Annotated in this window: 7 protein-coding genes; 3 read left to right on the top strand and 4 right to left on the bottom strand. The window is 51.5% G+C overall.

Features of this window, described 5'->3' with window-relative positions; all coding sequences use genetic code 11:
* The first annotated feature begins 51 nt into the window (after nucleotides 1–51).
* Entirely contained in the window at nucleotides 52–2,163 is a 2,112-nt protein-coding gene (locus tag GmarT_RS25435; RefSeq protein WP_002647199.1) for a glycosyltransferase family 39 protein, read from the top strand.
* 41 nt (nucleotides 2,164–2,204) lie between these two features.
* Here GmarT_RS25435 and GmarT_RS25430 read toward each other — a convergent pair whose 3' ends face one another.
* Entirely contained in the window at nucleotides 2,205–2,639 is a 435-nt protein-coding gene (locus GmarT_RS25430) for an Ig-like domain-containing protein (RefSeq protein ID WP_002647200.1), read from the bottom strand.
* A 248-nt stretch (nucleotides 2,640–2,887) separates the two neighbouring features.
* On the bottom strand, nucleotides 2,888–3,973 hold the full coding sequence (gene tal / locus GmarT_RS25425) for a transaldolase (RefSeq protein ID WP_002647201.1): 1,086 nt from the start codon (nucleotides 3,971–3,973) through the stop codon (nucleotides 2,888–2,890).
* Nucleotides 3,974–4,305: 332 nt separating this feature from the next.
* On the opposite strand from tal, the gene GmarT_RS25420 reads away from it, so the two are divergent.
* A complete protein-coding gene (locus GmarT_RS25420) occupies nucleotides 4,306–6,372 on the top strand; it encodes an FAD-dependent oxidoreductase (protein WP_002647202.1) in 2,067 nt (688 codons plus the stop codon).
* A 43-nt stretch (nucleotides 6,373–6,415) separates the two neighbouring features.
* On the opposite strand, the gene GmarT_RS25415 is transcribed toward GmarT_RS25420, so the two are convergent.
* Both GmarT_RS25415 and GmarT_RS25410 read right to left on the bottom strand, forming a co-directional pair.
* The gene (locus tag GmarT_RS25415) at nucleotides 6,416–9,622 is read right to left on the bottom strand and encodes an efflux RND transporter permease subunit (protein ID WP_002647203.1); all 3,207 of its coding nucleotides are present in this window, start codon (nucleotides 9,620–9,622) and stop codon (nucleotides 6,416–6,418) included.
* Nucleotides 9,619–11,031 carry an efflux RND transporter periplasmic adaptor subunit gene (locus GmarT_RS25410; protein WP_044238590.1) on the bottom strand — a complete coding sequence of 471 codons (1,413 nt, stop codon included), beginning with the start codon at nucleotides 11,029–11,031 and terminating at the stop codon, nucleotides 9,619–9,621. Before GmarT_RS25410 ends, GmarT_RS25415 begins: the two co-directional genes overlap by 4 nt.
* 430 nt (nucleotides 11,032–11,461) lie before the next feature.
* Between GmarT_RS25410 and GmarT_RS25405 the strand changes: the two genes are divergently transcribed.
* Nucleotides 11,462–12,832: a Gfo/Idh/MocA family protein gene (locus tag GmarT_RS25405; protein ID WP_002647205.1), complete on the top strand. Its 1,371-nt coding sequence runs from the start codon at nucleotides 11,462–11,464 to the stop codon at nucleotides 12,830–12,832.
* Nucleotides 12,833–12,913: the final 81 nt, after the last annotated feature.

Below are 12,913 nucleotides of genomic sequence, written 5' to 3'. Positions count from 1 at the left end.
TACAGTTAATCGAGACAGAGTCGAGAACCGCAACCGATCAGTCAAAGTTATATGGAATTGAAGAGCAAAGACAACTCGAAACCAGGCACAGGCTGGTGGCAGGGAGCAGGCATTTACTGCCTGGCGCTCTGCGTGCGTTTGTTTTACCTGGTGTCGTATCTCGATTCTCCTCTGGCAGGGCATTATCGTACAGATCACCAGTTCTATCGTGACTGGGGACTGGATCTCTCCCAGGGGACGGCAGATGCAACGGCAGCATTTTCACAGGGCCCGTTATATGCGTATGTCCTTGGCTTCTGGTACTGGCTGTTTGACAGTCCGGAGACATTGATCCTGACTCTGCAGGCTTTTATTGGAAGTGGGACCTGCCTGCTGATCTATGCGTCCGCGCAGAGGCTGTTTACTCAAAGGGTGGCTCTCATCGCAGGCATCCTGACAGCCGGATTCGGGCCGCTGGTCTTCTATGACGTCATGTTGATGAAAACGTTTCTCAGCCCGTTTTTTACGGCGTTGATACTTTATGCGTGCCTGCGTTTCCGGGAACAGCAGCATCTGCTCTGGTTGTGGCTGGCTGGCTTATCAGTTGGACTGGCCGTTCTGGTTCGTGAAAACCATATCCTGTTGACCTTCCCGGTGTTGCTGTTTCTCTGGCAGAGTTCAGGCGCCGATCGGGCTGCGAAAAAGTTACGTTATCAATCAGTTCTCATCTTCAGCTGTGCCTGTGCAATCATGCTGGTCCCCGTTGCAATTCGAAATACCCTGGTAACGGGAGAGTTTGTCGCGGTGACGACAGGCGGCGGCGAGGTCTTTTACATGGCTCAGGGGCCGGACGCGAACGGCTATTATTCACCGCCACCTTTCATACGCACACATCCGTTGTTTGAGCATGCAGACTTTCGCCTGGAAGCCCGCCAGCGAACGGGACAACTCACATTGTCACCAGCGGCGTGTTCGCGATACTGGTTCTGGCAGGGACTAAAATACGCGGCCGCCAATCCTCTGCGAACATTGAAGCTGACGCTCATAAAATTGCAGATTCTGTTGAACGACTATGAAGTACCAGACAGTGCCTATTTCCAGACGACTCGAGAATTTATAGCGCCCCTGGCGTATCTACCCACTTTTGGGCTGTTCAGCGGGCTGGGATGTCTGGGCCTGATTGTCTCTTTCCCCCGGCGCAAGCAGTTGATCCTGCCTATTGGATTACTGTTGGCCCACCTCATTTCGATTTTACTCATTTATAATTTTGGACGGTTTCGCGCGGGCATGTTGCCACTCTGGATCCTGTTTGCCGCTGCAGGCATTGACTGGCTGTGGAGTGCCTGGACCAGACCGGCTGAGAATCGCTGGCCCAGGCTGGCTGCAGTGCCGTTTGTGATCTTGACCACTCTATTCTGCATGCTGCCACATTCGGGCAGAATGCAGGCTGGTTATCCGGAAGACGAAGCCGCCTATTACCAGTTTCTACAGTCACGTCAGCAGATTCTGCAACAGGTGAACCGACTGAAAAAACAGGTCGGATCGGATGAGACTGGTGAAGCGATTCAACTGGCGTCTGCCCTGATGCAACTGGAACGCTTTCACGAAGCACGCGATCTGTTGCAGCCTTTTGCCGAGAAATATCCCGATAATCTGCAGATTCAACGCTTCCTCGGCAGTATCTTGACGCAGACCCGGGAGTGGCAGGCGGCGATAACACATCTGGAACAGGCTCACAAACTGGATCCGGATGACTCAGAAATCTGTAATAACCTGGGGAGTGCGTATGAGAAAGCCGCTGAAACGTCTCAGCAGGACAATACAGTAGAACTCTTTGAAACAGCGGCCCGTTTCTGGCAGAAAGCCCTCCGCCTCGATCCACGGAATTCTTTTGCGCGATACAACCTAGCCCGAAATAAAATTCGGCTGGAACAGCATTCCGAGGCACTGGCAGATTTGAATCAACTGTTGGAAGAGCACCCCGAGTTTGAACTGGCAGAACAAGGTCTGGAGCCTCTGGTGATGTCACCAGATTCAAATCTGACTGCAGAAGAGTTTCAGGCTGCTGCCCGGAATCTGGAACAACTGGCCCGGTTCTATGAACAGACCGGGCGCAAGCCATTCCAGAAGCACGCATTACTACTGGCTGAAATCGCGAGGCGACGCAGTGGAGTGCAGAACTAAGTGGCACTACGGCGCGCAGCGAACGGTTTCAGTCGGGGCGATTATTTTGACTGTAAATCGAAATCGATTGTATTTTCACCGGCGTTAACTTCGGCTGTCAGCGTGGTGTCCTTATTGTACTGGGCGGGGACTTTCTCTTTGGGAAGCTGTTTTTGTGCTTCCTTTGTTTCCAGATTTTCTTCAGGAGCCTTGAACGTGGTGATGCTCACCTTATGGGTTCCGATTTTGGCTCCTTTGAGTGTCCCCGTGTAATCCAACTCATATTTTCCTTCAGCATCTGTAGTACCTGATGAGATCCGCCCGCTTTCCGGCTGAAATTGAACCAGGGCTTCTTCAAGCGGAGCGCCATCCAGGGTTACTGTTCCGGTAACAGTGCCTGTTTCCGGGACATCGTCGGGTCCGGAGCTGCAACCATCAAACAAAAACATGCCGCATACCAGTAACATAATAACGCGAATCTGAGCATCAATTTTCATTAAGAGCGTCTTCTTCCTGCGAGTAAGAAAAATTTAAATATTGAGATTTGTGACAGTCCAGACGAAGTTATCGAAATCAGCCTGCTGATTCCACAGTACACCCGTCTTTTACCTGTAAAATCAGATCGAAATCCTGATTCAAAATTCGGAAAGATATACAAAATAGTGTGCAAAGAAAAAAGTCAGGTCTCTGCACATGCGAGAGACCTGACTTCTGTTTAAAGCTGATTCATGATTCAACCCGATGATCAGTCAGCCTGCACCAGGGATTCACTTTTGGTGGTAATCACTTCCATCAGTTCATTCCAGGATTTGACAAAAGACTCTGCCCCTTCTTCCTGGAGTCGGGCGGCTAAAGCCTGATTGTCAACGCCGGCCTGTGTGAAATCGTTGAGTAAGGTTTCACAGTCACCCCCATCTGCGGGCAAAGCGTCGCCAAGATCACCATGATCGGCGAAAGCCTTCAGAGTCTGTTCCGGCATCGTATTGACGGTAAAGGGCGACGCGAGAGAAGTGATATACAGTACATCGGACGCGTTGGGATCTTTCGATCCGGTACTGGCCCAGAGCAGACGTTGTGGCCGGGCACCAAAGTTCAATGCACGCTGCCACCGTGGCGAGCTGATCAGGTCCAGGTAGGCTTTGTAAGCTTTCTGTCCGATGGCTATCCCCAGGCGGTTGTGGAGCGTTTCCGGTACGTCGTCTACGATGGCACGGTCCCAGCGACTGATAAACAGCGAAGCAACCGAACCGACGGCAGGATTGAGACCGGCTTCAATACGTCGTTCGACACCACGCAGATAAGCTTCTGCAGCAGCGACATAATGCTCACTGGAAAATAACAGAGTCACGTTCACGGGGATCCCCGCGAAGGTGGCTTCTTCAATCGCAGGCAGCCCCTCATTCGTGCCGGGAATTTTAATCAGAACATTGGGACGACCGGCGCGGGCATGCAGATCTTTCGCGGCTGCCAGGGTGCTCTCGGTGTCATAAGCGAGCAGGGGGGAGACTTCCAGGGAAACCCAGCCATCCACACCATCAGTGCGGTCCCACACAGGTCGGAACAGATCAGCGGCCTGCGTGATGTCTTCGAGGGCGACCTCAAAAAACAGTTCCTCGCCTTCCTTGCCGTTCTTAAACTTTTCCTGAATTGAACTGTCGTAAGATTGACTGTTTTTGATCGCTTGATGAAAAATGGTTGGATTGGAAGTCAGTCCGGTTACCGAAAGTTCATCAATATAACGCTGTAGAGTCCCGCCGGTAAGCAGGTCACGCGTGATGTTATCCAGCCAGAGACTTTGTCCCAGGTTATGGAGTTGTTGAGTGGCTGACATAATATTACCTCCGAGTCTGGTGATGAAGCTGTAATACGATTAGACGGTTAAATAGATGTATCATTGTCGTTAATTTCTTCCATCAATGGAAGGCTGAGTCCGACTGCATCTGATCGGGTGCGACAATATTACGTGACGGCTCCTGATTGATTCTGGGGATTGCATTTGGGGCGGCTGGGAATAAAAACCGGAAAGCAGTATATTGAATGGTTCGAAATCGGGATTTCATTAAGTAATGTATCCAATACTTTCCGGCGATAAATACGCGGAAAATGAATGGGAATCGTCAACTGCCGGAATTCTGCTCCAGTTCAAATGAGAGAATATGATCAATGAAGAATCAACTGTTTAGCGCCTTGTTCCTGTTGAGTCTGATTTTGCCGACTGGAGTTTCCGCCCGTGAACAGGTTGAGGAAGGGGGCACACGCGCGGATATCGTCGTGTATGGAGCCACCCCAGGCGGGGTCTGTGCAGCGATCGCAGCATCACGTGAAGGGGCGACAGTCATTCTGCTTGAACCGACCGATCATATAGGCGGCTTGAACACAGGCGGGCTGAGCTTCAGTGATTCAAACCAGACGGTGCGCAGTACGGTTATGGGCCTGTTCGATGAATGGCATACACGTATTGAAAAAGATTATTCTGCACGGGGAATCAAATTACCTTATCAGGTGCGAGTCAAAGATCAGTCTAAATGGACTTACGAACCACATGTCGCTTTGCGCGTGACGAAACAGATGCTGGATGAAGCGCACGTCAAAGTTCTGCCGAAACAAGTCCTCCAGTCCGTCAGAAAGGAAGGGACTCGGATTTCCAGTCTGGTCACAGACAATGGTGCTTTTGCTGCTAAAACATTTATTGACGCAACGTATGAAGGTGACCTGATGGCAGCGGCAGGAGTCAGTTGGACGATCGGCAGGGAAGGAAAAGCGGAATATGGTGAATCCCTGGCGGGGAAACGTTATCCGAAAAGCAGAATGAATATAAATGGTTTCGACAGCGAAGGGCAAATTCTTCCCCTGATCACCACGACTGATGCCGGCCCGGAAGATGAGGGAGATAGCAATGTCATGGTTTACAGCTTTCGTCTCTGTCTGACGGATGATCCGAAAAACCGTGTGCCATTTCCGAAACCTGAGAGCTATGATCCTGCCCGTTTTGAAGTAATGCGGCGTTTTGCGAAATCCGGAGGCCGCCTGGGTTGGGACCTGTATCCACTGCCCGGAGGGAAGTTTGATGGCAACAATTCGATCGGCGGTCAATTCTCCCTTGGCCTGGTGGGCGGCGGGAATGGCTGGAGTGAAGCCGACGAAGCAGGGCGGGCAGCCATCTGGGAACAACATAAGCAGTACACGCTGGAGTTTTATCACTTTCTGACAACTGACCCCGCAGTGCCTGAAAAGGTACGGAATGCCTACGCCAGGCTGGGACTCTGCAAAGATGAGTTTCCCGAGTACGGACACTTTTCTCCTGCATTGTATGTGCGTGAGGGGCGACGCATGCGAGGCATGTACGTGCTCAGTCAGAAAGACATTTTGGAACAACCGGAAAAAAAAGATCCCATCGCAGTCTCTTCCTTTCCGATTGACTCACATGACTGTCAACGGATTGCCTTAACAGACGGTGGCGTCATTAATGAAGGAACGATCTTTCCCGTCAGGAAAAGCAGTCCCAAACAGGGCTATGCGTATCACGTACCATATCGTTCCATTCTGCCACAGCCGAAGGAATGTTCCAATTTACTTGTTCCCGTGGCACTCTCCTGCACGCATGTCGGTATTTCCTCCCTCCGCGTGGAACCGACCTGGATGATTTTGGGACAAAGTGCGGGTATTGCAGCTGCGTTATCCGCCCGAAATGAAAGCTCTGTTCAAGACCTGCCTTACAAACAGCTTCGCGCTCGTCTTCTGGCACAGGGGCAGGTGCTCGAGTTACCTCCCGACACTAACGCGAATGAAGTGTCGCATTCGATTGATCCCCAGTCTCTTCCCGGGATTGTGCTGGATAATACCAGTGCTGAACTCTCCGGTCATTGGAGCCACTCGACCAATTTCAAACCACACATTGGTAGCGGCTATCTTCACGACGAAAAGAGCGGGGATGGAAAAGCAACCGCAGTCTTCCGTTTTAAGGTTCCACAAAGTGGTCGCTATCAGCTCCTGATGGCATACTCTGCCCATGAGAGCCGCGCGAACAATGTTCCGCTGACGGTTTTTTCCGGTGCAAAGAAAGCAAGGCTCAGTGTCGATCAAACCAGAACACTGCCCCAGGGTAAACAATTTCGGCCGCTGGGGATTGTCGAACTTCAGGACGATGTAGAAACCAAAATTACAATTTCTAATGACAAGACCAGCGGGTTTGTCATATTGGATGCGATCCAGTTACTGCCAGCGAAATAAGACGGTTTTCTGAATCCAGGCTGCTGACAGTAAAGCCTCACGATTATGAATTGCCTGTTCCCGTTGTGGTCAGTTTTGCAGGTTCGGACGTGACCGTTGATTCTTTGTTTGCGCTCGCTTTCGGTTTTCGTGCAAAGCGTCGCAGTACCACGTAGAAGACCGGAGTGAGAAACAGACCGAACAATGTCACGCCCAGCATGCCACTGAAGACGGCCGTTCCGAGGACCCGCCGCATTTCAAATCCGGCGCCAGTCGCGATCAACAGGGGGATCACACCCAGGATGAATGAGAACGCCGTCATCAGAATCGGCCGTAATCGCAATCGGCAGGCATCGACTGCGGCCTGGAACCGATCCTTGCCCGCATCTTCTTCCGCCTTCGCGAATTCGACAATCAGAATCGCATTCTTACAGGCCAGACCCACCAGTACGATAAAACCGATCTGCGTCAGAATGTTGTTATCCATGCCGCGAAACCAGATGCCAACAATGGCAAACAGCAGACAGAGGGGAACGATTAAAATAATCGCCAGAGGCAGCACCCAGCTTTCGTACTGGGCAGCCAGGGTCAGGAACACGAACAGAACAGCCAGGGGGAAAAGAAAGACAATCGTATTTCCTGCTTGCCGTTCCTGGTACGCGATCTCGGTCCAGGCATATCCAAAGCCCGGTGGCAGGTTCTCATCGGCCAGTTGTTCCATTGTTGCCAGTGATTGCCCCGTACTGTAGCCGGGGGCCGTTTGACCATTCAGGTCCGCGGCAGGAAACAGATTGAAGCGAACAATCCGATCCGGTCCAGACGTTCGTTTTAATTCCACCACCGCCCCGAGGGGAATACTCGTACCGCGGGCGCTGCGCGTTCGCAAACGCAGGATGTCGTCCTGTTCGTCACGGAACTCCGGTTCTGCCTGCGCTGTCACACGGTAGGTTCGTCCGAGAAAGTTAAAATCATTCACATAGACTGAACCGAGATAAACTTCCAGAGCATCAAACACATTGCTGATTGGAATATCCAGCATCTGGGCTTTCGTACGATCCACTTCAGCATAAATCTGGGGAACACTTACCCGGAAGTTTGAGAAAATCTGCACGAGCCCCGGCTGCTGATTGGCTTCCGCCACCATGCGTTCGGTAACCTGGTTCAAGGCAGCGATACCGGCTCCCCCCTGGTCCTGCACATACATTTTGAATCCGCCACCTCGTCCAATTCCTCGTACCGGGGGAGGAGCAATAATAAAAACCTGTGCTTCATTGACTACTGCGACTTCACGGCGCAGATCGGCAATGATCTCATTGATGCCCCGTCCCCGCGCTGCTCGCTCTTTGGCATCTTCCAGTGGAAGAAAGGAAACCGCGGCATTGGAACTGATCGTGAAGGTGGAACCGGACAGCCCGGCAATTCCGACTGAGTGAGCAACACCATCGATTTTACTGCCGATTTTTGCAACGCGCTGCGTAATGGCATCCGTACGCGCAAGAGACGCTCCATCAGGTAACCGGATACTGACAATGATATAACCTTGATCCTGTGCTGGAATAAATCCTGAAGGAACTAACCCAAAGCTGTACCAGGTAGCAACGAGCAACCCGCCGTAAATGAGCAGAGAAACACCGGAAATTCGAATGATGCGCGAAACGATGCCGGCATAAACGTTACCAGTGAAGTCAAAAAAGCGGTTGAACGCCCGGAAAAACCAACCAAATAACAGATCGACGAGTCGGCCCATTCTGTTTCGTTCGGCATTTTTAGGTTTGAGCAGCAGCGCACAAAGTGCGGGGCTGAGCGTCAGTGAGACAAAGGTGGAAAACCCTGTGGAAATGGCAATCGTGAGGGCGAACTGCTGATAGAACTTACCACTGAGGCTGGGGACAAACATGGTGGGAACAAAAACCGCGATCAATACCAGGGTCGTCGCCACCAGAGCAGAACTGACTTCATCCATCGCTTTATGGGTCGCTTCGCGCGGATTCAGGCCGTCAGCAATCAGCCGCTCCACATTTTCGACTACCACGATGGCGTCATCTACAACAATACCAATTGCGAGTACAAGACCAAACAGTGACAGCGTATTCAGGGTCACACCAAACAACTGCATGGCAGCGAATGTGCCGATAAGCGAAATGGGAATCGCAATCACCGGAATAATTGTAGGACGCCAGCCATGCAGAAACAGGAATACGGTCAGTACCACCAGAATGGTCGTGATATAGAGCGTTTCGAAAACCTCTGCGATCGATTCTTCCACATAATCGGTCGGGTTATAGGCGATTTCATAACCTACACCTTCGGGAAAGTCTTTATTCAGGTTGGCCATCGTCTGCTTGACTTCATCAGCTGCATCAACGGCGTTCGTTCCTGGTCGCTGATAAATGAGGATGGCAACGGCAGGCTTGCCGTCCAGGTAGCTGATTCGTGAGTAGTCCTGTGCACCGAGTTCGATGCGGGCCACATCACTCAAACGTGTGACACGACCATCGTCGCCGCGCTTGACGACAATCTGCCCGAATTCATCCTCTTCCTGCAAGCGTCCCTGCGTGGTTACATTTAATTGAAACGCGCCGCTCTCATCGATGGGAGGTTGCCCGATGACGCCGGCTGCCACCTGTGCGTTTTGCTGACGAACCTGCTGCACGACATCGCCTACCGTGAGACCGACATGGGTCATCTTTTCGATATCCAGCCAAATTCGCATGGAATATTCATTGCCGCCAGCCACACGAATGTCGCCGACGCCGTCCAGTCGCATCAGCGAATCGCGAATCCGCAGAAAGGCAAAGTTACTGATATAAAGCTGATCCCGGCTGTTATCAGGGGAATTCAGATGCACCACCATCAGCATGTCGGGAATCTGTTTGCGAGTCGTGATACCGATCTGTCGCACGGCTTCGGGCAGCCGCGCTTCGGCTACCGCAACGCGGTTCTGGACCATCACCTGAGCATCGTCCAGATTTGTGCCCAGTTTGAAAGTCACAGTTAACTGCATGGTCCCGTCGTTGCTGGATGACGACTCCATGTAAAGCATGTTGTCGACACCATTCATTTCCTGTTCGATGGGAGTGGCCACCGTATCCGCAATCACCTGGGGTGTCGCTCCGGGATAACTGGCACGCACGACAATCGTGGGTGGCGCCACACTCGGATATTGAGATACCGGCAATGCGAAATAGGCAAGTGATCCGATCAGGACAACCATGAACGATAGTACTGAAGCAAAGATCGGACGTTCGATGAAGAAATGGGGAAACTTCATTGAGAGTCCCCTTGTGGCTCCACAACCGTAGTCACCTTTTGCGTACCCCGCCGGGGAAGCGGATCGGGGTCAGGCGAGATCCATTGCTCAGGAGGCAGCGGTTCATAACTGTCAGGTAACCCGTCTTCCACAACTTCGATCGTTCCGGGCTGCGAGGTGACCTTCATCTCCGGTCGTGCCTGCAGTAGTCCTTCGATGATGAGCGATTCGTTTCCCGATAATCCCTCGCGTACCACGCGCAGCCCATCTACTATCGGACCGAGTTTCACGACGCGACGCTGTACAACGTCATCAACGACATGATAGACGTATTGCGATGATTGGTCGGTGCCGACGGCGGAATCTGGAATCAGCACCGCATCGTAAGAGTCACTGCCGGGAATACGAATGCGCGCAAACATCCCCGGAATCAGTACCTGGTCTTTATTCGGAAAAACACACCGCGCCCGCATGCTGGCAGTATCGGGGTCAAACCGGTTGTCAACGAAGTCCATATGTCCCTGGTGAGGAAAGCCCGTTTCATCAATCAGACCCAGGAACACTGGATTTTTTGCTTCGCGAGAACTGGCTCGTTTTCCGGCTTGTGCTGATCTAATGTATTTCAATACGTCCTGTTCGTTGGCATCAAAATTACAATAGATGGGTTTCACTGAAGTAATCGTAGTCAGCAGGCTGGAATTGGCAGTGCCTCCATTGATCAGGTTTCCTTCAGAAACATTTTTTCGACTGATGCGACCGGCAACCGGGGCATAAATCCGCGTGTAATCCAGGTTGAGTTGCGCTGTTTCGATTTTGGCTTTTGCCGCTTCAATCACTGCATGCGCGGTCTCGATGGTCGCTTTCGCAGAACTGATTCCGGCCTGGCTCGCTTCGTGGTCCGCTTTCGCCTGCAGATAGGCTGCTTCCTGCTGGTCAAGCTCATCCTGCGTCGTTACATTTTTCGACTTCAGCGAACGCGCCCGATTCAGCTGTGCGGTCGACAAGACCAGTTGTGCTTCTGATTGCTGATATTGTGCTTTCGCTTCTTCCAGCTGCGCCTTCGCCTGTATCAATTGAGAATTAGCCTGACCCAGCGAGGCTCGCGCTCCATTGAGTTCTGCCTGATACGGACGCGGATCGATAATGAACAGCAGGTCCCCTTTATTGACGATCTGACCTTCATCAAAATGTGTCGTTTTCAAATATCCACTGACACGCGCCCGGATCTCGACGAAATCAATTGCTTCGAGTCTTCCGGTATATGCGTCCCATTCCACAATCTGCTTGGTGACTGGTTTTGCCACAGTGACAACCGGTAAGTTTGGCGCGGGAGCCGCGGAATTCTGCTGGTTACAACCGACCAGGCCAAGAAATAAACTGAGCGAGAGGACTGTCAGTAGTTTCTGCTGACGTTTCGACGGGCGTTTCAATGTAACAATGCCTCCAGTAAGCAGGAATACCCTGCCGGATGTCATGGTTAGTCGCGTTTAACTGCATTCTGGTGAGCGGCGCGGGGAGGGATTTCATCAGACCGTAAGCCTGACTAATAGTCTTTACGGGAATAATTCACATGTAGTCTATGTCTGAGGGCTGAACAAGACAACTTATCAAATTGAAATTTAGGGTAAAAAACATCAAAAGTCGGATTATTACCAGGTTCCAGACCGGGTACCTGCAATAACTTGCAGGTGACACATGTACTGAGGCTGACCTGTTTACGGTATACTCAACAGGTTTATTCCTATAGAATCGGTGATCACAATGCGCACCAGTTTCGTGGCGTTTCCAACGCCCCCAGTGGTGTCAACGTACTTTCTTATACAGGACTTCTGATAAATATCTCGAAGAGGAAATCGCTCGATGTCAGCATCTAAAAAAATTACACGTCGCAATTTTATTCAGGGAGTTGCCTTCACAGGGGCTGCCGCTGTTTTCAGCCCTTCGGCCCATCGAGCATTCGGATATGAGTCGCCTAATGACCGTCCTGTTTTTGCCACGATCGGGCTGCGGAACCAGGGGTGGGCGATTACCTCGAAGTCATTCAAATTTGCCGATTTTGCAGCACTCGCAGACGTGGACGCCAACGTACTTGGCGCGAATGTCGAAAAAACAGAAAAGAAACAGGGTAAGAAACCAGACGCTTACAAAGACTATCGCAAAGTTCTGGATCGCAAAGACATCGACGCAGTCATGATCGCGACACCCGATCACTGGCATACCAAAATCGCAGTGGAAGCGATGTACGCCGGGAAAGACGTCTACTGTGAAAAACCTTTGACACTCACGATTGATGAAGGCAAATTGATTGAAAAAGTCGTTAAAGAAACAGGCCGCGTCTTCCAGGTAGGTACCATGCAGCGTTCGGAATCAGGACAGCGGTTCCTGCAGGCGATCGCGTTAATCAGGGATGGTCGTATCGGTACGGTGAAAAAAGTAACCTGTGGCATCAATGGAATGGAAGGCTCTCCTGTCATTCCTGTGGCTTCTGTTCCTGAAGAACTGGATTACGAGTTCTGGCTGGGACCGGCTCCCAAGGTTGATTACCGTGCACTCCCCGAAATGCGCGAAGGATATGGCGGAGGCGTTCCGCTTTACAGTAACTGTCACTACTCCTTCCGAAACTGGCATGAATATTCTGGCGGGAAGTTGACCGACTGGGGCGCACATCATGTCGACATCGCCTGCTGGGCACTGGGCGCGAGCGATACCGGTCCCAGCAAAGTATCGCCGGTTGAGTATAAACTGCCTGTCGAATACAAGGATGGTTTCCCGACGGTGAACGATCAGTACAATGCTGCCACGGAATTCAAAATCAAGGTTGATATGCCCAACGATGTGGAAATGATTATCACCAGTGAAGGTGATAATGGTATTCTCTTCGAAGGTACAGAAGGCCGGTTCTTCGTCAACCGTGGCAAGATCGTCGGGGCACCTGTCGAAGCGTTGAAAGACAATCCGCTGCCGGAAGACGCGATCGAAAAAGTTTATGGCGGAAAGGTCAGCGCGAACCACACTGCCAACTTCATTGAAGCCATGAATTCACGCAAGCAGCCGATCTCCGATGTCTGGTCGCATAACCGCATGCTGGAAATCTGCCACCTCTCTAATATCTCCATGCGTCTGGGGCGTGACCTCAAATGGGATCCCAAAAAACGGGAAATCATCGACGACGCACAGGCAAACTCGTTCCTCTCGCGTGAAAACCGCAAGGGTTACGAAATCAACATGTGATTTGCAAAATAACGGAAGACAAAATCCACTGAAACCGGAATGGCCATCACAGGGACTCCATTCCGGTTTCAGTTGTCTTTC

The sequence above is a fragment of the Gimesia maris genome, assembly GCF_008298035.1.
Classification (GTDB): domain Bacteria; phylum Planctomycetota; class Planctomycetia; order Planctomycetales; family Planctomycetaceae; genus Gimesia; species Gimesia maris.
The sequence above is the reverse complement of the archived record's forward strand: the minus strand, read 5'-3'. Positions and strand labels throughout refer to the sequence as shown.